This is a genomic window from Comamonas granuli NBRC 101663, assembly GCF_000739995.1.
GTDB lineage: Bacteria > Pseudomonadota > Gammaproteobacteria > Burkholderiales > Burkholderiaceae_C > Simplicispira > Simplicispira granuli.
In genome coordinates, this window is sequence record NZ_BBJX01000010.1 from 132410 (window position 1) to 155881 (window position 23472).

The 23472-nt window shown below is 64.5% G+C and carries 19 protein-coding genes; 11 read left to right on the plus strand and 8 right to left on the minus strand.

Translation table 11 applies throughout. The annotated features are described in order from the left end of the window. The first annotated feature begins 1 nt into the window (after position 1). From CGR01S_RS12040 to CGR01S_RS12090, 11 genes are all read left to right on the plus strand, one after another. On the plus strand, positions 2-3592 hold the full coding sequence (locus CGR01S_RS12040; RefSeq protein WP_042427288.1) for a hypothetical protein: 3591 nt from the start codon (positions 2-4) through the stop codon (positions 3590-3592). A gap of 62 nt (positions 3593-3654) precedes the next feature. Continuing rightward, entirely contained in the window at positions 3655-4923 is a 1269-nt protein-coding gene (locus CGR01S_RS12045; protein WP_042427290.1) for a hypothetical protein, read from the plus strand. A gap of 3 nt (positions 4924-4926) precedes the next feature. Further along, the gene (locus tag CGR01S_RS12050; RefSeq protein ID WP_042427293.1) at positions 4927-6012 is read left to right on the plus strand and encodes a hypothetical protein; all 1086 of its coding nucleotides are present in this window, start codon (positions 4927-4929) and stop codon (positions 6010-6012) included. Continuing rightward, entirely contained in the window at positions 6009-6404 is a 396-nt protein-coding gene (locus CGR01S_RS12055; protein ID WP_042427296.1) for a hypothetical protein, read from the plus strand. Before CGR01S_RS12050 ends, CGR01S_RS12055 begins: the two co-directional genes overlap by 4 nt. Before the next feature lie 3 nt (positions 6405-6407). Continuing rightward, entirely contained in the window at positions 6408-8435 is a 2028-nt protein-coding gene (locus CGR01S_RS12060) for a hypothetical protein (protein WP_042427299.1), read from the plus strand. Further along, positions 8428-8649 (plus strand): hypothetical protein, encoded by a 222-nt coding sequence (locus tag CGR01S_RS12065; RefSeq protein ID WP_042427302.1) that lies wholly within the window; start codon positions 8428-8430, stop codon positions 8647-8649. The genes CGR01S_RS12060 and CGR01S_RS12065 overlap by 8 nt, the downstream gene beginning before the upstream one ends. An 84-nt stretch (positions 8650-8733) precedes the next feature. Next, positions 8734-9039: a DUF6127 family protein gene (locus CGR01S_RS12070; protein ID WP_042427305.1), complete on the plus strand. Its 306-nt coding sequence runs from the start codon at positions 8734-8736 to the stop codon at positions 9037-9039. Then, positions 9036-9512: a hypothetical protein gene (locus CGR01S_RS12075; RefSeq protein ID WP_042427306.1), complete on the plus strand. Its 477-nt coding sequence runs from the start codon at positions 9036-9038 to the stop codon at positions 9510-9512. The genes CGR01S_RS12070 and CGR01S_RS12075 overlap by 4 nt, the downstream gene beginning before the upstream one ends. Next, positions 9509-9979: a lysozyme gene (locus tag CGR01S_RS12080; protein ID WP_042427307.1), complete on the plus strand. Its 471-nt coding sequence runs from the start codon at positions 9509-9511 to the stop codon at positions 9977-9979. The genes CGR01S_RS12075 and CGR01S_RS12080 overlap by 4 nt, the downstream gene beginning before the upstream one ends. A 59-nt stretch (positions 9980-10038) precedes the next feature. Beyond that, the gene (locus tag CGR01S_RS12085) at positions 10039-10389 is read left to right on the plus strand and encodes a helix-turn-helix domain-containing protein (RefSeq protein ID WP_245616800.1); all 351 of its coding nucleotides are present in this window, start codon (positions 10039-10041) and stop codon (positions 10387-10389) included. Between the two features lie 13 nt (positions 10390-10402). Next, positions 10403-11149: a DUF5131 family protein gene (locus tag CGR01S_RS12090; RefSeq protein WP_042427308.1), complete on the plus strand. Its 747-nt coding sequence runs from the start codon at positions 10403-10405 to the stop codon at positions 11147-11149. Here CGR01S_RS12090 and CGR01S_RS12095 read toward each other — a convergent pair. The 8 genes from CGR01S_RS12095 to CGR01S_RS12130 are packed head-to-tail and all read right to left on the minus strand — an operon-like array spanning position 11146 to position 23409. After that, positions 11146-11973: a three-Cys-motif partner protein TcmP gene (locus tag CGR01S_RS12095; protein ID WP_042427309.1), complete on the minus strand. Its 828-nt coding sequence runs from the start codon at positions 11971-11973 to the stop codon at positions 11146-11148. The two genes, CGR01S_RS12090 and CGR01S_RS12095, sit on opposite strands and share 4 nt — an antisense overlap. Positions 11974-12000: 27 nt before the next feature. Further along, on the minus strand, positions 12001-14754 hold the full coding sequence (locus CGR01S_RS12100) for a phospholipase D-like domain-containing anti-phage protein (protein WP_042427310.1): 2754 nt from the start codon (positions 14752-14754) through the stop codon (positions 12001-12003). Positions 14755-14765: 11 nt separating this feature from the next. Continuing rightward, positions 14766-17726, minus strand: coding sequence for an anti-phage-associated DUF1156 domain-containing protein (locus CGR01S_RS12105; RefSeq protein WP_042427312.1), 2961 nt, complete (start codon positions 17724-17726; stop codon positions 14766-14768). Positions 17727-17739: 13 nt separating this feature from the next. Further along, entirely contained in the window at positions 17740-18798 is a 1059-nt protein-coding gene (gene darG / locus CGR01S_RS12110; RefSeq protein ID WP_042427314.1) for a type II toxin-antitoxin system antitoxin DNA ADP-ribosyl glycohydrolase DarG, read from the minus strand. A gap of 18 nt (positions 18799-18816) precedes the next feature. Further along, a complete protein-coding gene (darT, locus tag CGR01S_RS12115) occupies positions 18817-19464 on the minus strand; it encodes a type II toxin-antitoxin system toxin DNA ADP-ribosyl transferase DarT (RefSeq protein ID WP_042427316.1) in 648 nt (215 codons plus the stop codon). Then, positions 19461-20087 (minus strand): anti-phage-associated DUF3780 domain-containing protein, encoded by a 627-nt coding sequence (locus CGR01S_RS12120; RefSeq protein ID WP_042427318.1) that lies wholly within the window; start codon positions 20085-20087, stop codon positions 19461-19463. The genes darT and CGR01S_RS12120 overlap by 4 nt, the downstream gene beginning before the upstream one ends. 2 nt (positions 20088-20089) lie before the next feature. Continuing rightward, positions 20090-23215 (minus strand): anti-phage-associated DUF499 domain-containing protein, encoded by a 3126-nt coding sequence (locus CGR01S_RS12125; RefSeq protein WP_042427321.1) that lies wholly within the window; start codon positions 23213-23215, stop codon positions 20090-20092. Next, positions 23212-23409, minus strand: a complete 198-nt coding sequence (locus CGR01S_RS12130; protein WP_042427324.1) for a type II toxin-antitoxin system antitoxin — start codon at positions 23407-23409, stop codon at positions 23212-23214. The genes CGR01S_RS12125 and CGR01S_RS12130 overlap by 4 nt, the downstream gene beginning before the upstream one ends. Between the last annotated feature and the right edge of the window lie 63 nt (positions 23410-23472).

A 23472-nucleotide genomic window follows, 5' to 3' on the forward strand; every position in this document is an offset into this window, starting at 1 on the left:
GATGCCGATCCAATCCGGCGACGTGAAACTGCTGAAGTCCGCCGTGATGGCGGACGTGCCCGAGGGAGGCGGCGCGCCCACCGGCATCACCATCGCCGATGGCGTCTCCAACGCCATCTTTCCCGACATCTCCGAACTGGATCGTGCCGGCGGTCGGGTCAACCTGCGCAAGACCTTCGTCTCGGTGCAGACCGACGACACCGACACCTACTTCGGTGCCAACGTGATCGTGGCCGAGCCGCCGCAGGATGCCCGCGTCAGCGTCACGCTGTTCTCCACCGAGAAAACCTTCGATACCCGCGAGCAGGCACAGGTCCGCATCGAGGCCTACCTCAACAAGGGCCCCGAGTGGGCGGGCTACCTGTTCGAGAACCACATCGCGGGCCAGCGCGTCATCCAACTCTTCCAGCGCACCACCGACACCATCCCCAACGTCGGCCAGACGCTGGTCTTGATCGAAAACGAGGGATTGGGCACGCAGAAGGAGCAGTACATCCGTGCCACCTCGGTGTCGGTCGTCGAGCGCACCTTCACCTACGACGGCGACAAGGATTACAAGGCCAGCATCGTCACGGTCGACATCAGCGACGCGCTGCGCTACGACTTCACCGGCTCACCCGCTACGCGCACCTTCACGCGCGCCAGCAACAGTACGAAGGTGCGTGACACGGTCGTGGCCGATGCCGGCACCTATGTCGGCGTGGTGCCGCTGACGCAAGGCGCGTCCGTCGGTGATTTCACGATCAAGGGCGCGTCCATCTACACGCAGCTCGTGCCCAGCGCCCAGACCGAGACGCCGATCTCCTTCGTGCCACCCTATGCGGCCGCCGGATTGCCGGTGCCCGGCGCGGTGCCGGTCAGCTACACCGCCAGCCACGCGTGGACGACGAGCACCAAGTTCAACCTGCCAGGTGGCTGCCTGCCAGGCTCGCTGACCATCGTCACGGACGGCATCACGATCTTCGACGACGCGGGCCTGCTCAAGACCGCCAGCGGCACGATGGGCACCATTGATTACGCCAACGGCATCCTGAGCCTCAACTCCGGCTCGATGTCGAACGCGAAGGCGGTCACCTACACGCCCGCCGCGCAGATTCTGCGTGCGCCGCAAAGCTCGGAGATCGCGGTCACGCCGGAGTCGCGCAGTCAGTCCTACGTCGGCACGGTCAACCCGGTGCCGCAGCCCGGCACGCTGTCGATCAGCTACATGGCCCAGGGCCGCTGGTACGTACTGTCCGATGGCGGAAACGGCTCGCTCAAGGGGCTGGATGCCAGCTACGGCGCGGGCACCTTCAACCGGAACACCGGCGCGTTCGTCGTGACGCTGGGGGCCTTGCCCGACGTGGGCAGTTCGCTCGTCCTGTCCTGGAACGTCCCGACGCAGGAAACGCAGCAGCCATCCACCACCCTGATGGCCGCCCAGAGCCTCGCATTGAACCCGCCCGCAGGGACGGCGGTGCAACCCGGATCGCTGACCGTGTCCTGGGAGTACGGCGGCACCAAGACGGCAACGGCGGCCACCTCGGGCGTACTGTCCGGGGCGGCCACCGGCAGTCTGAGCGTCGCGCAGAGCCGGCTCGACTTCGCGCCCAACGTGCTGCCGTCGGTCGGCACGCAGCTCACCGTGAGCTATGTGGCGGGCCCCAAGCAGGAGGATGCCTTCGCGCACCCATCCCGCAATGGTGCGGGGACGTTGCCGGTGACGGCGACGCTCGGTGCCATCGAACCGGGTTCGCTGGAGGTCGAGTGGAACACGCTGACCGACACGGCGGGGCTGGGCGCGTACACCTTCGCGCAGTTGCAGGAGATGGGGATTGCCATCTCGATCTGGCGCGACCCGACGCAGATCGCCCGCGACGATGGTGGCGGCAACGTCGTCCTCAACGGCGCGAGCATCGGCACGGTCAACTACGCGACCGGTGAAGTGATCTTCAACCCGGACGTGACGATCCGGATTCCACGCCCGAACTACAGCCTCGGCGCGGCCATCGCCGGCACCGGGCGCTGGCGTCTCAATTACGGTGGCATCAGCTACGTCACCGCGCCGTCGCTGTACCCGAACGACGAGTCGGGCTACGTGAAGCTGCGCTACAACAGCGCGGGCTCCACCAGCAACCACACGGAGACCTTCCAGTTCGCGCCCAGCTTCAAGCTGGTGCCGGGCGTGAATGCGCAGGTGGTGACCGGCACGGTGCTGCTGACGATCAGCGGCGCGCAACCCTGGGGCGACAACGGCCAGGGCACGTTGCGCGAATTCACGCCCAGCGGCTGGGTCACGCGCGGCGCGATCAACTACCTCTCGGGCGACGTCACCCTCACGTCGTGGACAGCGGGAACAGCCAACGCCATCACCCGCGCCAGTTGCGTGACCACGGTCGGCGAGAACATCTCCAGCGAGTTCGTGTTCCGCACCGGCGCGGCTCCGTTGCGTCCGGGGTCGCTCTCGATCCAATACGCCCGCGCGGTCGGCGGCACGCAAAACGTGACGGCGGGCATCGACGGCAAGATCGAGGCGACCGGCATCAGCGGCAGCGTGGACTACGAGAGCGGTCTTGTGCGCGTGCGCTTCGGCACGATGGTCACGGCGGCCGGCAACGAGAGCCAGCCCTGGTACGCCGCCGACCGCGTGGGCACGGACGGCAAGATCTTCCGGCCCGAACCGGTGGCTGCCTCCAGTGTGCGCTACAGCGCGGTGGCCTACAGCTACCTGCCGCTGGATGCCGATCTGCTCGGCATCGATCCCGTGCGGCTGCCCAGCGATGGGCGAGTGCCGATCTTCCGTCCGGGTGGCTTCGCCGTCGTCGGCCACACCGGCAAGATCACCGCCCCGGTCAGCAACGGCCAGACCATCGACTGTGCGCGGGTTCGGCTGTCGCGCGTGCGTGTGGTCGGCCATGACGGCTTGGTGATCCACACCGGCTACACCGCCGATTTGGAAGCGGGCACCGTCACCTTCACCAACGTGACCGGCTACAGCCAGCCCGTGACCGTCGAGCACCGCATCGAGGACATGGCGGTGGTGCGCGACGTGCAGATCAACGGCGAGATCAGCTTCACGCGCCCGCTGACCCACGAGTACCCGCTCGCCAATCCCGGTGATCCCGCGTCCGGGAGTTTCGTCTCCAGCGCGCTGGTAGCGGGCGACCTGTTCGCCCGCGTCAGCCTGGTGTTCGATCAGGCGACCTGGAGCGGCGCGTGGTCGGACGCGTTGTCGGGCAGCTCGGCGACCGCGACCTTCAACAACACGCAGTACCCGATCTTGGTCACGAACCGGGGCGCGCTGACCGAACGCTGGATCGTGCGCTTCACCAACAGCACCTCGTTCGATGTCATCGGCGAGAACGTCGGCGTGATCGCCACCGGCAACACCAGCACCGACTGCGCCCCCAATAACCCGGCGACCGGCGTGCCGTACTTCCATCTGCCTGCCCTCGGATGGGGCAACGGCTGGGCCACCGGCAACGTACTGCGCTTCAACACCATCGGCGCGCAGTTCCCGGTCTGGGTGGTGCGCACCGTCCAGCAGGGGCCGGAGTCCGTGCCCGACGACAACTTCACGCTGCTGATTCGCGGGGATGTCGACACGCCCTGAAGCCACATGAATGGCGTGGGTGGACACATCCTGATTTCTGAAACCTCTCCGCAGGAATTCCAATGACCGATCTGACCGTCAAATACTTCAGCAGCGGCATGGTGGGTGCGCCGCAGATCGCCAACAACTGGGGCGATCTGGTGACGATGCTCGATGCCTGTCTCGTCAACGGCTTCGCCCTGAAGGCTATCGACTCGCTGACCTTCGCAAATGGCGTTGCCACCGCCACCATCACCTCCGGGCACGCCTATCTGCGTGATCAGGTGGTGTTGATCGCCGGGGCTGATCAGCCCGAGTACAACGGGCTGTTCCGGGTGATCGCGACAACCACGACCACGTTCACCTATGCGGTGACCGGCACGCCCGTATCGCCCGCGACGACCGCGACGAGCCTTTCCGCCAAGGTCGCGCCGCTGGGCTGGGAGAAGCTCTTCGCCAGCTCGAACAAGGCGGCGTACCGCAGCAAGAACCCGGCTTCGCCGCAGAACATTCTGCTGATCGACGACAGCCTCAAGACGCCCAACTACACCACGAGCTGGGCGAAGTGGGCCAACGTCGGCATCGTCGAAGATCTGTCGGACATCGATACCATCGTCGGCGCGCAGGCTCCCTACGATCCGAACAAGCCCACGCAGAACTGGAAGCAGTTCGAGGCCAATCAGTGGGGCTGGTACAAGTGGTACCACGCCCGGCAAAACGCCTATGACAACTCCGGCGACGGTGGCGGTGGCAATCGCAACTGGGTTCTGATCGGTGACGACCGGCTGTTCTACCTGTTTTGCACGTACCAGGCCGGATACAACTGGTACGGACGCAGTTGCTACTGCTTCGGCGACCTCATCAGCTTCAAGCCGGGCGACAACTACGCCACCGTGCTGTGCGCCGAGGACATCTACTGGAGCAACAGCAACCAGCATGAGAGCTACCCGGGTCAGTACAACGGCTACGGACTGGTCTCTTCGCTCGACTTCACTGGCAAGGTGCTGCTGCGCAATCACACTCAGCTTGGCAATCCGGTGCGCTGGGCGACGACGTCGCTGAACACGAACAACGGCCAGCAGATCTGCGGGCGCGGCCCGATGCCGTTTCCGAACGGGGCGGACTACAGCCTGTGGCTGCTGCCGACCTACGTGCGGCAGGAGGACGGCCACATGCGCGGCCTGATGCCGGGAATGCTGTGGATGCCCCAGGATCGCCCGTACAGCGACCAGACCATCGTCGACAACGTGGTCGGACTGGCGGGCAAGAAGTTCCTGCTGGTCAGGACGCAGTACAGCTCGGAAACCGAGGGGGCGCAGATCGCGTTCGACATCACCGGGCCGTGGAGGTGATTCGTGACCTACCCGCTCTCCGACACCTTCGCCACGGCCCCGGCGAACGGATACACCACGGCGCTCGGCAGCATGTCCGCCAGCTACAACGGCGCCCAGCAGGCCATCGACATCTCGGCGCCCAATGGACAGTCGATCCTGCGTTTCAACGAGACGGCGCACGGTGACTTCTGGTTCGAGGTCGATGTCGAGTTCCTGACCGACCCGAGTGCTCGCAAACACATCGGCCTGTGGATGACCACCGGCAACGGAGCCGAGGGCTACCGGTTCGCGCATCTGGATGGCGCGTGGAGCGTTTCGCGCTGGAACAACGGCTTCGGCGACGGGGCGGCGGTGACGGGCGGCGTCAATGACGGCGCGAAGCCCATCGCCGGCCTGTCCGACGTGGCTCCGACCTTCAACGTTGGCCAGCGGATGATCCTGCGCTGCGAAGTCATCGTCGGTGCCTTCGATGCCAACGGCGTGCCGTGGGCGCGACTGATCCAGTTCAAGGCCGGCGGCGTGCTGATGTTCCAGGTCGGCGATGCGAGCTACCGGGGCAAGCTGATCCCGGGCGTGTTCCTCTACGGGGGCACGGCGCGTGTTCACGCCATCGTCGGCGACACGCCTTCCGGTCTGCCCGCGTTTCCCGCGACCGTGGGCGTGAACGCCGACGACGAGCTGGTGCGGCTGGCCGGTGGCTCGACCTCGGTGTTGCCCGATCCCGCTGCCAACATCGGCGTCAACGCCCACGTCGACCTGATCCGCCGCAACAGCCCATCGAGCGAGTTGTGGAACCGGGATGGCGGCTACGACTGGCGCTTGCGCACGATTCCCAGCGCGCGCAAGGACATTCACTTCAGCGGCCACGGCGTGATCGCCGGGACGGTGAAGGAGAAGGGGCAGCCCGACCAACCGCTGGTGCGGCGGGTGCAACTCATCAGCGAGAACACCCGTGTCCTGGTTGCCGAGACCTGGTCTGACGCCGGTGGCAACTACCGATTCGAAGTGCTGGACCCGGCCCAGAGATACACCGTGGTCAGCTACGACTACAAGCAGATGTACCGCGCCGTGATCGCGGACAACCTACGCCCGGAGCCCATGCCATGACCGTTGCCATCACTGTCGAACACAACGAGGCGCGGCTGGCGGGCACTCTTGCGTTCCTCGATGCGGGCAGCACCCCGGCGCGTCTGCGCATCTACGGCGGGACGCGGCCCGCCACTCCTGCCACGACGCCGACCAGTGCGATGCTGGTCGAGATCAAGCTGACCAAGCCCGCAGGCACGATCTCGGGCGGGCTACTGACGCTCACGCAGCAGGAAGACGGGCTGATCACGGCCACGGGTGTGGCCACCTGGGCGCGGCTGGTGAACGGCAACGACGTGACCGCCCTGGATCTGGACTGCAGCGGCACCGATGGCAGTGGCGACGTGAAGCTGGCCAGCACCAATCTGTATCTCGGTGGAGATGCACGGATGGTGTCGGCGATCCTGGGATAGGCCGTGCCTGTCGATCTCAACGAGGTGACCTTGGTCGCCGCGTTGCCCGTGCTCATTGCTGACGTAGTGGTTGGCCCACCGTTGATCGAATTGCTGTTCGACCAGCCCGCTGCCACCGATGCCAACTTGGTGTTCGGGGCTAACTACATCGCGCCGCGCGACGATGTGACGGTGCGGGCCACGCTGCCGCTGCCGGTCGTTGCGATCAAGTTCATTCCCCCGGCCCGCGCCGAGCTGCTGGCCGAACTCCCGGGCCTGACGGTGCGGTCGCTGGTCTTGCGCCCGAGCGTGCCATTGAACGTGGGGACTGGCGCGGGCGCGAGCCTCCCCGGCGTGGTGTTCACCGGCGAAGTCAGGTACGCCTCGCACACGCAGCGCCCCACGGTCGGCCAGACCTCGCATCACTGGCAGGTGGCGCGGCAGACGGAGGACGGCGCGGATCACGTCCAGCAGGATGCGGCCGCGACGCCCGCAGGCTGGGAGACGCTCTGGCGGCGCACGCTCGCTTCGCCACAAGGCATCGTGCACCGACTACCTCCCGTCTTGGCGGCCGCGCCGGAGCAACGCCGCACGGGCCAACAGCAGGCCACGCGTCTGCACGACGTGACGTGGTTCGCCCACCAGGGTGGCACTCACCTCGAACTGGCCCGACAGGGCTCGTTCCAGAACGCCGTGCGCTTGCGCGGCGCCACGCGCTTTCGGCATCAGGACGGTGATCGCACCAAGCGCGCCGGTCGGGCCACTTTCTGGCAAGTCGCGCGGCTGCTCATTCAGCGTCAAGGCACCGACTTCCAGAGCGCCCGCCCTGCGCCGAAAGGATGGTGCGGTCGGTATCAGGAAGCGGTTTCGCCACCGCCGGGGATCAGCGTTTGGGTGGTTCCCGTGCCGCCCGCGCCGCAGCCTTGCTACACGCCGAGCGCGCATCTGCTGTTCGCCGCATTGGCCTCAGCGGACGGCCACTTGCTGTTCGTCTGTGAAAACCACGCCGACCCGCCGCCTCCGGATGGAGAGCCCGTGGTCGTTTCCGTCCGGAGGGTGTATTTCGTGATCAACAACGTGACCCTGCACCGATTGCCCGATGGCCTGCCGGTGCCGGTGTTCAACCTCTCGCTGTCGCTCGACGCCGCGTCTTGGACGTGGGGCTTCGAGGCGCAACTGCCCGCCAAGGCGGAAAGCTTGGTGGCACCCGGCAGCGCCACTGGTCCGGTCGAACTGGTCGCCAGCGTCAACGGCTCGGCCTTCCGCGTGCTGGCCGAGAACATCAGCCGCGAGCGCATCTTCGGTGACGCGAGCATCCGCATCTCCGGTCGTGGACGCAACGCCGTGCTGGCCGCGCCCTATGCGCCGGTGATGACCTTCGGCAACGCTGAGGCGCGCACAGCGCGGCAGCTGATGGACGACGTGCTCACGCTCAACGGCATCCCGCTGGGCTGGACGGTCGATTGGGGCCTCACGGATTGGAACGTCCCGGCCGGGGTGTTCGCGCAGCAGGGAACGTGGATCGAGGCGCTAACCGCCATCGCCAGTGCGGTCGGGGGCTACCTGATCCCGCATCCCTCCGATCAGGGCTTCTGCGTGCGCCACCGGTATCCGGTTGCGCCGTGGAACTGGAGCACTGTCGCGCCCGACTTCGTGCTGCCTGTCGATGCGGTCGCCCGTGAGTCGCTGCGCTGGGTTGAGAAGCCCGCCTACAACCGCGTATTCGTGTCCGGGCAGGACATCGGCGTGCTCGGGCAGGTCACGCGTGCGGGCACTGCCGGAGATGTGCTGGCCCCGATGGTGGTCGACTCGCTCATCACCGAGGCGGCTGCGGCGCGCCAGCGTGGCATCGCCGTGCTGGCCGATACCGGCCAACAGATCGAGGTCAGCCTGCGTCTGCCCGTGCTCGCCGAGACCGGGATCATCGAACCCGGGGCCTTCGTCGAGTACCAGGATGGCAGCGTCACGCGGCTGGGCCTCGTGCGCTCGACGCAGATCGAGGCCGGGATGCCGGAGGTCTGGCAGACGCTGGGGGTGCAGGGCTATGCATAACCTCTATGAACAGTTCCGCCAACTCATTCCCGACCCACCGTTGCAGGCGGGCACGGTGGTCAACGTCGGATCTGGCGTGGTCACCGTCGCATTGCCCGGTGGCGGCCTGATCCGGGCGCGCGGCAATGCGGCCGTCGGCCAGAAGGTGTTCGTCCGGGACGACGCCATCGAGGGCATCGCGCCCAGCCTGACGCTGGAGATCATCGAAATCTAAAGCACCGCCGTTTCACCAATTCACCCCTGAGACCCGCCTTGATGCCGACGCATCAGGCGGGTTTCGCATTTCTGGAGAAAGCCAATGACCGAACCCGAACACCAACAGCCTGCGCTCGTCGAGAACATGCTGCTCTTGCGCCGCGAAGACTTCGACGAGCTGCTCGACCGCGCCGCCCAACGCGGAGCCGAGCGTTGCCTCGCCCATCTAGGCTTGGAGAACGGCAGCGCCGCCCGCGACATCCGCGAACTGCGCGATCTGCTGGATGCGTGGCGCGATGCCCGGCGCACTGCGTGGCAGACCACCATCAAGGTCGTCACGACCGGCATCCTGGCCGCGCTGCTGGTGGGTGCCGCCATCAAGCTCAAGCTGATGGGAGGCTCGCAATGATCGAAACCTTGCTCGGTGGCCTCCTTGGCGGGGCCTTCCGTCTCGCGCCGGAAATCCTGAAATGGCTCGACCGCAAGGGCGAGCGCGGCCACGAGCTGGCAATGCAGGACAAGGCGCTGGAGTTCGAGAAACTGCGCGGCGCGCAGCGGATGGCGGAGATCGGCGCGAGCGCGGACGCGGCGTGGAACGTCGGTGCCATCGAGACGTTGCGGGAAGCCGTCCGCACGCAGGGCGAGAAAACCGGCGTGCGCTGGGCTGACGCGCTGTCGTGCAGTGTGCGTCCCGTCATCACCTACTGGTTCATGGCGCTGTACTGCGCGGCCAAGACGGCGGCGTTCGCGGCCGCCGTGACCGCTGGCGCAGGATGGGGTGCGGCCATCCTGCACGCCTGGACTGAGGCCGACCAAGCGCTGTGGGCCGGCGTGCTGAATTTCTGGTTCCTCGGACGAGTGTTCGACCGGGTGCGTCAGTGATCGAAGTGCCGAAAACGGCCATCGAACTGGCCAAGCGCTTCGAGGGGTTTCACCGCGTGCCGAAGACCGATCCGGGTCGTGCACATCCGTACATCTGCCCGGCAGGGTTCTGGACGATTGGCTACGGCCACCTCTGCGACGCCCAGCACCCGCCGATCATCGAGACGGAAGCGGAAGCCTATCTGGCACGTGACCTGAGTACGGCGCTGGCCGCCACGCTGCGCTACTGCCCAGTGTTGGCCTCCGAACCCGAAGGGCGGCTGGCGGCCATCGTGGACTTCACATTCAACCTCGGCGGCGGGCGCTTGCAGACCTCGACGCTGCGGCGGCGGGTGAACCAGCGGGACTGGGCCGCTGCCGCGATGGAGCTGCGGCGCTGGGTGTACGGTGGCGGCCGCGTGTTGCCGGGCCTCGTAGCCCGGCGTGAAGCAGAAGTGCCCCTGATCCTGCGAGCCACGGCTAGCTGATCGGCAAAAGCTAGGCACAAGAAGCATATTCATGGTTAAATAGGCTTTAAGTGCATTTTGTGGATGACAAGATCGTGGCCTTCGAGAGCGTTGAAGAACTCATCCGGGCGGCGCGCAATGGGCGCAGCCAGAAGGAATTCGCCGACCTGCTGGAGGTCGATCAGTCGATGGTGAGCAAGTACGAACGGGGCAAGGCCAGCCCGCCGATCAGCGTCATCAACCGCTGTATGCGTCTGGTGCATACGGCGGAAGGCGAAACGGCTCCGTCGGCGGAACAGCTCGCCGAACGGGTGCGCGTGACCTTGGCCGATCCGGACTTGGGACAGGTGCGCTCGGCGCTATCCCGCTTGGTGGACGCCTTCGCGTCCGAACATGCGCAGACCCGCACGACGGACGCTGCGCCGCAATGACATAGGAGGCCGTATGGCGACGCAATCGACCATCGAGTGGACGGAGCAGACCTGGAATCCGACCACCGGCTGCACCAAAGTCTCTCCGGGGTGCAAGCACTGTTACGCCGAAGTGATGGCGCGACGGTTGCACGCGATGGGCGCGCCCGGCTACGAAAACGAGTTCAAGCTCACCGTGCATGAGAACCGGCTGGAGCAGCCGTTGTTGCGCAAGAAGCCGACTACGTACTTCGTGAACAGCATGAGCGACCTGTTCCACGAGGCCGTGCCGGACAAGTTCCTCGACCGCGTGTTCTCGATCATCGAGGCCACGCCGCAGCACACCTACCAAATCCTCACCAAGCGCGCAGAGCGCCTGCCGGAGTATTTCGCGCGGCGGGCCTGCCCACAGAACGTGTGGCTGGGCGTCTCGGTGGAGGACAAGAAGTACGGCGTGCCGCGCATCGACCATCTGCGCAAGGTGGATGCGCACATCCGCTTCCTCTCGGTCGAGCCGTTGCTGGAGGACTTGGGCCGCATCAACCTGCGCGACATCCACTGGGTAATAGTCGGCGGCGAGTCAGGTCACAAGGCCCGACCGATGCGCGAGGAGTGGGTGGCAAACGTGCAGGCGCAGGCCGAGGCCGCTGGCGCGGCATTCTTCTTCAAGCAGTGGGGTGGCTGGGGTTCGGACGGCGTCAAGCGCCACAAGAAGGCGAACGGGCGCATCTTCCGTGGCCGCACATGGGACGACTACCCGGAAGCGGTGGCACAACCCTAGAAATTGAACGCGCCTTGGCCCTCGACGTTGGAGGCCGTGGCCCAGAACTTGTGCGGCAGCGAATGCTTGGCCGCCATCAGCAACCAGTACAGCGGCTGGTTATTACTGCCCGTGAGCAAGCGCATGTCGGTGGAAGGCCACACGCCAAGGCCTGCGACCTTGTCGCGCCAGAACTGGAATATCTGCTGCCGGAGTTCCTGCTGGCCCTGAATGATGGACACCTTCTCACGCCATCCGGGCGCGAAGGTGTCGAACGGCGAGTTGTCGGTGGTCGCGTAGGTCACGACGTTGCGCTGCAAGTCCATCTGGCTGATGTGAACCAGCATGTCGATGCGCTTGAGCGCTGACAGGGCGACGATGATGTCAAAGTTCAGCGCCGCCAGATCGAAGGGATCGAGAAACGCGAAATGCAGGCCGTAGGCGTTTAGCTGGGCGATGACCTGTTTCACTGCATCGACTGCGCCACCGTCGATCTCGACCACCGGTGCGCCCAGATTCCGCAGGCGGGTTGCGGCGGCTTGACGCCGCTGGGTATCGAGGTCGCCGATGAAGACCTGCGAGAACGGCGCGTTGCCTTCCTGGCTCTTCTTCCACGCAGCGACGACACCGCCGTCAATCCATTCACCGGAGTCCCGCACCTTGCATCGGCCCGGGCCACAGAACAGGTCGATATAGGTCGCGCCTGCCTTGCCGGGGCCAAGATACTTCGCGCGGGTGCTGCGCGAAATGTCGATGTAGCGGCACAGGTAGTCGTGCTTCTCCTTGGCCCAGACGCCCACTTCTTCGGCAGGCAGTCCATCGTCCCCATCGATCAACTTTCCCATCGGGTTCCTCCCCCATTTGGCTGGCCGTCAACCCCAAGCCGCGCTCATCAGCGTGGCGAGATCCCGTCGCGAGAGCACTTCTGTAAATTCGCGCCAGTCCTTCTCCGGCGGCATCATCGTGCCGGTGTAGCGCAGGTCGAAGCCCGTCGCGGTCTTCTGCGCGTTGATGTATTCGTCCAGCCTCTCACCGAGCGTTTCGATGTCATCGATCCACTCGTCCTTGATGGTGTCCGGCAGCGAGCCGAAGAGGTCGTAGCGGTTCTTCATGCGCTCGGACAGGCGCTCGTAGATCTTCTCGTCCACGGTCTGTTCGAACACGAGGTTCAGCATGTCAACGGTTTCGCGCCGTTGCCCGAAGCGCTTGATGCGGCCGATGCGCTGTTCGAGCCGCGTGGGATTCCACGGCAGATCGACGTTGATCAGTGTGCCGAGGGTTTGCAGGTTCAGGCCCTCGCACGCGGCGTCGGTGGCCACCATCACGCGAATCTGGTGCTCGGCCACCATGCGCTTGAGCGTCTCGCGTTCGACGGTCACGCTATCGCCGCGCTGATACAGGCGGCTGCGACCCGCGCCTGCGTATAGGCCGACCGCCTCTTCGGGATAGCGGGCCGCCAGCGAATCGGCCAGCCACTTCGCCGTGTCGTAGTACTGGCTGAAGATGATGACGCCCAATCCCAGCCACTTCTCTTTGTCGAGGAAGTGGACGACGGCCTCCATCTTCGGGTCGGCGTCCAGCCGTTCCAGCCGGGCGATCAGGCGTTGCAGCACCTCGCGCTCCTCGCCCGTCTCGACCTTGAGGTCAGCTTCTTGCTCTTCGTCTTCCTCATGCACTGCGTCGCCTTGCAGCAAGCGCCGCGCGGTTGCCAAGCCCGCATGAATGCTGGAGCAGATGCGCTGCTCCATCAGGTTCTTCATGAAGCCGCTGCCCTTGCCGCGCTTCGCCAGCGCCTTGCCAAAAGCGCGGGCCTCGCCATACGCCTGGCGGAAGTCCTCCGAGGTGCGCAGCGCCTTGCCTTCGAACAACATGTCGAAGGCACGCTGCTCCGTGACCTGCTCGCGTTCGGGATGAACATCCACACCCACGGGGGTCAACAAGGGTTTGCCGTCCTTGTCTTTCGTTTCCTCGAGCTGCTGGCGCTTGCGCAGCACGACATGGCGCACCAAAGGGTTCTCGCGCTGGAAAAGGGTGGCTCCGGCGATGCGGCGCTCCAATTCCTCTTCCAGAATCTCCCGCGTCTCCTCCGTCAAGTCGGCGAGCGAACGATTGGTCTGCCACTCGCCGTTCTGCAAGCCCAAGTCTTGCCGGATAGCGGAGAACAAGCGCCGGGCGCGAGGTTCAGTGGTCGACTCCGTGCGCGGCAGCGGCGAGCGCAGCAGCTCCCAAGCATGGGCGAGAGTCTCCACCTCCACGCGGCCCGCGAGAACGTCAAGCACGTCGTCGGGACGATGCCAGGGGGCGAGGTCATGACCCAGCACGAAGCGTCCCGGGCCTTGATGCAAGATGCCCAGCAAATCCCACAGATCGGCGGGGTTGGTCTGAATCGGCGTGGCCGTTCCCAACAGCACATGGTCTGCGCGCGCAGCGATCTCGCGCATGAAAGCTAGCAGCTCGTTCGGCGTGCCGGCCTCCTTGCCGAAGCCCTGGCGCGTTCTCGCCTTGTGCGCCTCATCCAGAATGACGACGCCAAAATGCATACCCAGCAAATGCTGCTTTTCCAGCGAATCACGCATCATCAGCCCGGTGGAGACGATGCCGATCCGCAGCGGGCAATGGGCGATCTGCTCGCGCCCCGCAGGGGAAATAACTCGCTCCTCCGCGTCCAGCCAGACCTTGCCCACGGTATCCCAACGTGCGGTCGGGATACCGAGCTTGTCCAGCATCTCGGTCTGCCATTGCTCGGTCAGCGTGGCAGGGGCGAAGATCACCACCGGACGGCGCGGGCCATTTTCCTTGTCAGACAGCAGGCACAGCGTCAGCGCGGCGGTGGCCAGCGAGAGCGTCTTGCCCAAGCCCACCTCGTCGGCCAGCAGCAGGCGCACCGTGCCGTACAGACGCTGGTGGCGAAGACACTCGGTCAGGAAGCCCTGCTGCCACGGCTGAAGCTGCTGTCCCTCGCGGTACAGCGGCGACTCGATCAGCGCCGCAGGCGCAAGGTTCTCATCGTCCTCGATCTCGGTGAACTCGATCTCACGCCGATAGCCGCGACGATGCACCTCGCGGATCACGGCCTGCGGCAGCGGCTTGGCGGCGTTCCAGAGGAAGTCGAATTCCTCCTCGATCCACGCTACGCCTTCCTGCGACTCGTCTTCCCACAGGATTTCGTAGTGGCGCTGCCAGCCGCTGCGTGTCTCGTTCATCGAGCCGATAAAACCCAGCCTGCGGCCATCGGCCAGCGTGATCACGCCTGCCTTGCCATGCACGAAGCCGCAGATGTCGTCGGGCGCGACGCGCACCGCTGGCCCGTGCTTCTGGAGGAAGGAATCCAGACACCGGTAGCGTTCGCGGTTCAGCAGCGCCTCAGCTTCCAGGCCGCGCTCGTTCCAGCGGCCCAGCATCTTGCTCTCGCGCAGTTGCGCCACCTTCAAGTCGTCCGGGTGGATGTCCACATTGCAGACGATCTTGACCTCCGGAATGTGCTCCAAGGCTTCGCCTGCTACCTCGAACAGCGAACTGGTGAAGTAGCCCGCAATGCGCTTGTAGCTCTTCGCGCCAATCAGATGCTGCATCAGGAAGCTCGCATCCAGCCGGTGAGTACGCGAAGAAAAGCGCCGGATGCTCATGCTTCAGGCCCTCAGTCGCCGAAGCGCAGGTTCTTCAAGCGCGCGCCCAGCACCTCGGCGGCGTTGCGAACCTCCGGCTCCGACGATTTGCGCTCGATGAAGGTCAGCACATCCACCAGCAAGGGCCGGATTTCGAGGAAGTCCGCCATCTCGCTGCGAATCTGATCGACGATGACCTGCGGCTCGGCGTCCTTCAGCAGTTGCTGCAAGGCGATGATCAGCCGCCCCAGCCGGGTGGCACCGATCTCGGTGGCGTCGGTCAGCTCGCGCGAGGCGTACTCGCTCATGCGCTTCAGGCGCGCGTGGTTGGGCCGCATGTCGCCCATCACGCGGGCGTAGTCCTCGACGTGGAAGGCTTTGGCGAAGTTCTGGTAGTTGTCCAGCTTGGCCGAGCCGGTGGTCTCCATGTCCAGCATCCGCAGCACGAAGCGCTCGATGCCCGTGAGCTTGGCCCACGCATCCGCCGTCAATCCTTCGGGCACCAGCAGACTGGACGCGGTTTCCGCCGCCTGCTGCACGATCTCATCCACCACGGTGACTTCCCCCCGCGCGCGCGGGCGCAGCGCGAAGCTGGTGACATCCTCGCCGCCGATGTGGGTGTAGGCGGTCAGCACCTTCAGCGCCGCCGCGTATCCTGCCATCTGCAAGTCAGAGTCGTTGAACACCGGCTCGCCGTGATGCGCCTTCACTGTGTCGTTCAGGTGCATCATGCTTTCGATCTGACGGGCCACCTCCTGCCGCACGGCGGGCAGCAGGCGCTGCTTGAAGCCGGTGCGCTCGCCAGCGGCGCGCTTCTTCAGCATCAGGATGACCGTGCCCTGGACGTAGCCGCCTTTCTTGAGTTCCGAGGTGGTTTCGGTCGCGATGTACCACGCGGCCACCACTTGCAGGCCAGCAGCCCAGAAAATGCCGATCAGGTCGCCCCAGACGCCGGTGTCCTGATGCGTGAACATCACGCATTGCATGCCGTTGTCCGGCATATGCTCGGCCATCGCCTTGTAGGCGGACACCATGCCGCGCCGGAAGTCCTCACCGGAGCCTCTGACCGCCAGCGCGCGCCGGGAATCCCACACCCATTCGTCGAAAGGATCGGGCGGGTTCTTGCGCAGCCACGCAATGAAGAACTCAGCGATCTCATGGTAGTTCACCGCATCTGCGTAGGGCGGATCGGTGATCCAGAAATCGGCATCGTGCTGGAGATCGGACGCTTCCTTATTCCTGACGGTCAGGCCGCCAGCAATGCCGCTCGACGCATCGGTCAGGAACAGGTAATTCTGTCCGGTGACGAACGACCGGACCCCGTAGAAGTAGTTGGTGTTGTAGGCTTGGTTGTAGAAGGTCTGCGTGATTGATTCACGCGCCGCACCAGTGCCATAGCGGCAGAGCTTGCTCGACCAATCCAGCATCTTCGCCAACGACAGGCACAGTACCGGTTGCACCTCAGCGGGCATGGCCTTGATTTGCTCATGCACCACAGCAGCAACCAGAAGCTGTCGGGGGCTGAACAAGTGATGCCAGTGTGTCCAGCCGCGCGTTCGGATCGGCTCGTCGGTTTTGTCGCCCGGCTCAATAGCCATGTCTGGCACCAAGCCTTCCTCCTGCCAGCGGGTCAGGTTCTCGGCGACGATCTCCTCCACGCGCTGCTCGCGCTTTAGATCATCGTCGTTCGGCGCGGCAAAGTAGGTTTCCTGACGACCAGCATTCAGCGTGGCCTTGGTGATCCACTGAATCGCGTACAGCCGCTCCTGAAAAACATCGTCCGAACGCGGCTTGAATTCGTTCCTCTCCCAACGGCGCAGCCGGTTGCCCGTCACGCCATCCGCTTGCCGGAAGTCGCCACGCAGCGTTTTGATGGGCGTGCGATAGGTCTTACCGTCCAGCGCATAGACCATGTCGCCGTCCTGCACTGTGCCCTGTTCGGCGGCGCTCATTTCGGCCTTCGATGCGCCCGAGACGACTTCGATGGCGAACCGCTTGTTCTTGGGGTCTGGTTTCAGGCGGGCGATGGCGTTGCGCGTCTTTGAAACAACCCAGCTCGATGACAACGGCACCATCCATCCGGTTTCGGGGCAACGCGCTTCGAGGCACCAGAGATAGGCCTTGGCTCGATTGCCCTTGGCATCATGCTCGATGCCCAGCTTCGTGATACGTTCATCGACGGCTTTCGCCAATGCCGACTGCGCTTCCGAAATCTCAGCACGCCGATCGCTTGGTGCACCAATGATCTTTGCGCCACCCCAAGTCAGCATGCAGGCAACGGGATTGAGGTCGGAGGCGTAGGCGTCGCAACCGAGGCGCGCGGCCTCGAACGGAATGGAGCCGCCGCCGCAAAACGTGTCGCCCACGCGCGGACGATGGCCATAGCGCAGGATGCCGAATTGCTCGACCAACTCCGGCAAAGACTGCACGTTCACGCCCAAGTGCGCGTAGTGGCGATTGACTTCCGGCCATACCGGGGCAAAGAGCCAATCCTGATCCAATTCTTCCGGACGCTTGCCCAAGCTGGCCTTTTCTTCGTAGCTCGACAGCGTGGCCAGCGCGCGCCGGTACAGGACGAGCTTTTCGTCGTCGGTGACGTCACGCCGCCAGCCGCGCCCGCTGAAGTAGCGTTCAGGATCGGAGATCGGGATGACTTCCTGAAGCGTCGTGGCTGAGTAGGCATTGGCGGCCAGTGCGCGGCGAGCCAAGCCTTCATCGTCGAAGGCCATCAACTTCTCGAAGATGGAGAGATCGGCCTCTGCATCGTCGGTGGGCGGCAGCAGGCATCCCAGCACGATGGCCCGTACCAGAATCAGCGGCTTACGGCCTTTCCAGTACGAACCGAGACCAGTAAGGGTCTGGCTTTGCACGGCCGTCCGTTCTTCTTGCGCCTCGAAAGAAACCTTCTGCGCCGGGAATACCGTCTCGATCAGCGCGGGTGCATCTTTCAGTGCCAGTGGCGTGAGCGTTGTCGTTTTTGTCTTTGCATGCATCGCGTGTTCTTCTTCAATGGGTCGCCACGGGTTCGGGCGACAGCCAGCCCTGCGACCTCAGCCGCTCCTCCGCGATGGCGAGCTGGCGGGGCGTGAACTGCTGCTTGCGGGCGTTCCAGTCATAGACCTGACGCGCCACGCTGTCGGGTTGGGTCGCGCCTTCGCGGCTCATCACCCAATGCACTGTGGCCAGCAACTCCAGGCCGTAGGGCGATTCGAAACCTTCGACCAGGCGCGTGACGCGCTCGAAGCGGGCGCGGCTGATTTCGTGCTGGTCGAGGTAGTCCTTGGCTTCCTCCGCTGCGCCCGGCACGAGGCTCAAGGGTTTGTCGGGCGCGTCGCCGCCGTCGGCGTAACCCGCGATCAGATGGCCCTCGACCGCGCGCAGCACATGGCGAAGGTTTCCCGCGTAGGGACCGTAGTGATGCTTGACGTAATTGAGCCGCAGTGGCTCACCGGCTTCCTGCATGAAGTACATGAGCTTGTGGACTTCCAGCAGAGTGACGAAGGGGTCGAGCAAGCCACCGAGGTAACGTTGAATGAGTTCAACCAAAGCAGCACGGCCCGCCGTCATCTTGGGCACTTCCCGAACGTGGGACATTTTGTCGCTGGCAGGGGCGCCGTTAGGTTCGAACACGAGCACCTGCACATCGGCAAGGTCCGTCAGGGCCCGCTCGATGCGGGGGCGCACCTCGTTCCAGTCCAGCCCACCCAGGCCACTGCCCAGCGGGGGGATGGCAATGGAGCGAATGCCTTTGTCGCGGATGACCTTGACGAGATCGGCAAGGCCCGACTCGATGTCCTCGATGCGGCTCTTGCCGCGCCAGTGGCGCTTAGTGGGAAAGTTGATGATGAAGCGCGGCGGCGTGAGCTGGCCCGTCTCGTAGACGAACATGCGGCCCGGCTGTACGGCTTCGCGCTTGCAGGCAGCCTCGTAAGCCTTGAAGTTTTCGGGGTAGACGTTCTTGAACTGCAAGGCGATGCCGCGCCCCATCACACCAACGCAGTTGACGGTGTTGACCAGCGCGTCGGCCTCACATTTGAGGATGTCGCCCGAGGTGTACTCGATCATGGCTGTGCTCCTCTCATTTCAGTAATACCAGTCCGCGCGGACTTCGACCGTGGGCCGATGCCCGTGCGCGGGAAGGGCGTTGACCACTTGGCCGTAGACGGCGGCCGAGTGAACACCGATACGTTCGATCAGGTGCCAAGGGAAGCGGTGCTCCAGCAGAAACTCCGCTTGCTTGCCTTCCTTGTGCGCCCGCCAGTCACGGGCCTGCACGGCAGTCCAATTGATCTCGCCCAGATGCGCAAGATCGCTGCGGTCCTCGAAAAAATATGAGCCTGCATTCGAGAGCGTGAAAGCCCAGCGCGCGGGCTGCGCGTTGGCCCATGCAACGACGGCGTGCAGGTCGGCCTCGAAGTGCAGGATCGGCCCTTGCCCGCCACGATAGGCCAACTCCTGATGGTTACCCTGGTAAATCAGGTAGAGCATCACGGAGCGCGGGCAGAAATAGAACGGCACACAGTCGCCGACGTGCAGGTCGGCGTAGCTGCCCAAGGGCAGCGTCAGCCGCCGCTGCTTGATGCTGCTCATGCCGATGGTCGTGCCCGCAGGCCCGCGCCTGATGACCTCCGCATCGCACCACAGGAAACCGTCAGCCACGATGGAGGGCAGACGATCTACATGGGCGATGTGGTAGATCTTTGGCTGCGGCGGCACGAGCACGGCGTTCATGACGTCTCGTCCCCGAACAGGTCAAGCGAGGGGCGGATGTCGTCCTTGCCACGGCTGCTGCGGCGTGCGCGCGGGGCGAGCAAGTCGCTTTGCGCCACGTCGCCCAAGGCATGTTTCAGGGCGGCGCGCCAGCCCTTGCCCGCGTCCATAAGGCCGCCCGTGCTCATCGCGGTCATACCGAAGAGCCACCAACGTTCTTCCGGGCGCAGCGCCAGCCAGTTGCGGACGGCGACCGGAATCTTCTCCGTATCCATCTGCTCGACGGCCCACGCCAGCACGCACAGTTCCTTGCCGAGCAGGCGGTCCACCGGGTTGTCGCCGACCTTCCACGCACCGGGCCTCAAGCCGTGCGCGGACAAGCGCGCGTTGAAGGCTCGTTGCACCTCGGCGCGGATCGCCGTCCAGCGCGGGCGATCCAGCAGGACGCGGTCGATGACCGCGCTGTCGGCGCTGGCGGCCTGCAAGCCGAGGTGTTCGCTGATCTGGACCTTGCCGGTGCTGCTCTTGGGGATGACGACCTTGAAGTGATGCGGGTCGGAGGTCGCAGGCACACCGAAGCCCAGCGTGTGCGGCACTTGCGCGCGCGCCTTGGGTGATTCGGTGTTTGCTGCGGCCTTGGCCATCGTCAATCCTCCTGACTCACTTCGCCTGGTTTCAACTCAATCCCGGCGAGCTTGGCAAACTCCTTCAGCGCGAAGCCGGTATCGAAGTGAACGCCGTCGGCAATGGCAATGTTGAGCGGTGCGTCGGGCTCTTTGAGCACCTCGCGCAGGCTGTTGACGACCCCTTCGATGATGGCCGCCGTGACCTCGCGCTCCTGAAAGCGAACGGTCACGGTGTTCTCGCCTTCGCCGATTTCGACGCGCACGCCCTTGAAGCGCGTGCCCGGTTGATCGCGGAAACGGTTGATGACGCCGAAGACGCGGTCGGTCGTGTCGAGAGCGACGCGCTTGCTTTGCAGACGCGCGGGCTTGCTGTCGACGATCTGAACCGTCTTGTCCCCACTAGCGGGAATCTGAAAGTCCGCCGTCTTGTTGGCTTCGCCCGCACGAGCGAACACCAGCAGTCGGTAGCTCGCGGCACCGATCTCGAACGGCCCCTCGTAGCGGGTTCCGTCCTTGGGATTGGAACCGTCCAGGGTGTAGAAGAGGTCGGCGCGCGGCGTAGCGGCTAGGACGACACGGCGCTTGTCGGCGGCAGGCTCGACCTGATGGCGAATCTTTAAGTCGGCGAGCCAGCGCGTGGCAGGGCCGCTCTCGTAGCGACCTGTCGGCTCCTTCACCATGAAGTAGACCGTGCCCTCGCCTGTGGCAAAGTTCTCTAGATCCTCGATCTTGTGATCCTTGTCCGACACGTCGGGCTTGGTCGACCAATAAACGACGGGGCTTTCGCCCGCGTGGCGCGGCGTGAGGCTGAGAACCGTTTCGCCCGTGTCCGGCTTGACGTTCACGACGGAGACGTTGACGGTGGCCTTGTCTTTGGGGAACGGCCCCTTCTCGATGTAGCCGTCCTCGCCCAAGCGCCAGCGGCCTTGCTTCAGGGCTTCGGTCTTGAGGGCGTCCAGTCCGCTCGAGCCCGGCATCCACGGCCAGATGGGCGAGCACTTGGCCCGGGTGGCTACGTCCTTCCACGGTGTGCGGCGGTTGTCCTTGCCAGACGGCCACAGATATTCCTCGGCCTGCGCGAAGTATTCGTCGAGGTTGTCCTTGCTGAGTTCGGCCACGAGCTTGTAGTCGGCGCGCGGACTGGACAGCAGTTTCTCGATCTGCGTCTCAGCGGACTGGTCGCCTTGGCCGAGCTTTAACCCCTGGTCAATGCTTACCTTGCCGAGCACATCACGCCCGTCGGAGGCGTCATTCGTGGGGATGTAAAGGCAGTTGTAGGCCGCCGACAGTGCCTTGCCGAACCGATCCTCGGCCTCCTCGAGGCGGTCGCGGGCCTCCTCGAACAAGGTATCGCCGGGCTTGAGCCGCTTGTGAATCTGCTCGATGGCGTACAGCTCGCGCAACCGTTCCTCCACCGCGTCGGCCAGCAGGCTGTCCTGGCCCGTCAGCACCAGAAGGTTGTTCTTCTCCTGCTGATAGTCGAAGAAGTTCTGCAATTCGCTGGGCGGCACCTTGCCATCAGGCTTAATGACGATCAGCGTGCGCGGGCCGCCGAGCTTGAGTTCGTCCAGCTTGGGCAGCACCTGCACGTCCTGATAGGCGATCTTGCGGACTGGATCGAGGATGCCCGCGAGGCGGTTGATGAGCGCCTGATCGACCTTGGGCTGCGGAACCTCCTTGGCGTTGCGCTCGATCTGGCGCGACAGGTTCTCGGTTTCCTTGATGAAGAAGCGTTGCTCTTCGCGGTGGAGATACCACGCCGATTCACGCAGCCGCTGCAATGCCTGAAGGAACTCGTCTGGCTTCCGCTGCGGTGCGGCAAGGAACTCGATCAGCTCGCTTTCGGACAGGCCGATGCGCCCGCCGACGGCGCGCGACAAGCTGGAAGCCAGCAGCAAGGTCATGACCTGCTGCGCGGAATCGCCAGCCAGCTCGACATCGATGTGTTCGGCGATGGCGTTGCTCTTGTCGGCGATGTCCCGCGTCACCGCAGGCATCAGCTTCGGCGCGATACGCTCGATCTCGTCTTTGACCTGTTCGTCGTTGAGGTTGAGGTGCTGTGTGCCGACCAGAAAGACATCGTCGGCTTCGCGCTCGTCCACGCTCTTGAGCAGGCGTGCGGTGAACTGCATCAGGCCACGGGTCTGGCGGAAACCTTCGTTCTCCTTGAACAGCGCGACGAGGTGCTTGAAGGACGGATGGAAGGGGTAGGTTTCCCTGACCTGCTCGGCGATCTGCTCGATGCTGCTGGCCACGATGTAACCGCCGTCCTCGGCCTTCTTGACTTGCTGCGCGTATTCCTCCGCGATGTCGGAGACGACGCGCTCGTCCGGCAGTTCGTCGATAAGGCGCTTCTTGAGGATTTCGTAGATTTCGTTGCCCGCCAGTTGCACCGGCGTGATGGTCATCGCCTGACGGCGGGTTTCCTGCTGCAAGTTGGAAATGGCATCGGCGAGCGCCTTGGTCTGGGCCTTGTAACTGCCCGAGAGGTTGGCGACCACGATGGCGCAATTCGGCAGCTCCAGCGCGGCGCTCATCAGGCTGGAGAGGCTGTAGACCACCATGTTGGCCAGCGTGCCCTGACCGAACACTTGCGTGCTGGCGTTGTCGAGGTAAGGCGGAAGCTCGTCCAAAAGGATCAGCGTCGGCTTGTCGCCGATGATTTCCTTCCAAACGCGCTGATCGACCGCCTTCGGCCCGTTGGCCCAGTACGGCTTGATGGCTTCGGCGGCGCCGAGTTGGGTGGCGATTTCGCCCCAGATGTAGTTGTCAGGACTGTTGCGGCCGTTGAACGCGGCAATGCGCGCATTGCCGAATTCGATGCGCGAAGCCAAGTCAGCGGGCAAGACGTCCTTGCGCAGATGTGGATGCCGCGCGAGCAGGCCAAGCGCGATCATCATGTGCGTCTTACCGCCGCCCATTGCCTGCGTCAGTTCGAAGACGGCTTGGTCGGACTTGCCGGACAGGCGCAGCAGACCCTCACGGAAAAGCTGATCCATGCCGTGGGTGACATAGTTGCGCGAGAAGAACTCGCGGCCGTCCCCCGCGTCATTGATGAGCTCTGCGAGGTTCTCGATCCCCTGGCTCATCCGGTAGTCGCGGATGATGGGATTGAACCGGCAGGCTTGCTTGACCGTCTTGATCATGAGCGCACTCCGTGGTTGTTCTTGGTTTCCTCGGAGGACGGAATTGCAATGCCGCGCTGCTCGCAGTAGTCCCGAATCAGAACCTCGACCATGTTCGCTATGGATCGGTGTTCCTGATCCGCTGCGATGCGAAGGGCCTCCTTCAACCCGGGGTCGATGCGAAAAGTCAGCGTGGCAGTCTTGATGTTGGCCATAGCCTCTCCAGAAACCACTGCAAATGTACTGCACTTTACAGTATCGCAGCGTTTCCCGCAATG

Coding starts and splice junctions, on each gene's coding strand:
- CGR01S_RS12100 (WP_042427310.1), bottom strand. CDS start 14,754: ATGAGCATCCGGCGCTTTTCTTCGCGTACTCACCGGCTGGATGCGAGC.
- CGR01S_RS12130 (WP_042427324.1), bottom strand. CDS start 23,409: ATGGCCAACATCAAGACTGCCACGCTGACTTTTCGCATCGACCCCGGG.
- CGR01S_RS12055 (WP_042427296.1), top strand. CDS start 6,009: ATGACCGTTGCCATCACTGTCGAACACAACGAGGCGCGGCTGGCGGGC.
- CGR01S_RS12120 (WP_042427318.1), bottom strand. CDS start 20,087: ATGGCCAAGGCCGCAGCAAACACCGAATCACCCAAGGCGCGCGCGCAA.
- CGR01S_RS12090 (WP_042427308.1), top strand. CDS start 10,403: ATGGCGACGCAATCGACCATCGAGTGGACGGAGCAGACCTGGAATCCG.
- darG (WP_042427314.1), bottom strand. CDS start 18,798: ATGATCGAGTACACCTCGGGCGACATCCTCAAATGTGAGGCCGACGCG.
- CGR01S_RS12070 (WP_042427305.1), top strand. CDS start 8,734: ATGACCGAACCCGAACACCAACAGCCTGCGCTCGTCGAGAACATGCTG.
- CGR01S_RS12045 (WP_042427290.1), top strand. CDS start 3,655: ATGACCGATCTGACCGTCAAATACTTCAGCAGCGGCATGGTGGGTGCG.
- CGR01S_RS12065 (WP_042427302.1), top strand. CDS start 8,428: ATGCATAACCTCTATGAACAGTTCCGCCAACTCATTCCCGACCCACCG.
- CGR01S_RS12095 (WP_042427309.1), bottom strand. CDS start 11,973: ATGGGAAAGTTGATCGATGGGGACGATGGACTGCCTGCCGAAGAAGTG.
- CGR01S_RS12075 (WP_042427306.1), top strand. CDS start 9,036: ATGATCGAAACCTTGCTCGGTGGCCTCCTTGGCGGGGCCTTCCGTCTC.
- CGR01S_RS12105 (WP_042427312.1), bottom strand. CDS start 17,726: ATGCATGCAAAGACAAAAACGACAACGCTCACGCCACTGGCACTGAAA.
- darT (WP_042427316.1), bottom strand. CDS start 19,464: ATGAACGCCGTGCTCGTGCCGCCGCAGCCAAAGATCTACCACATCGCC.
- CGR01S_RS12040 (WP_042427288.1), top strand. CDS start 2: ATGCCGATCCAATCCGGCGACGTGAAACTGCTGAAGTCCGCCGTGATG.
- CGR01S_RS12125 (WP_042427321.1), bottom strand. CDS start 23,215: ATGATCAAGACGGTCAAGCAAGCCTGCCGGTTCAATCCCATCATCCGC.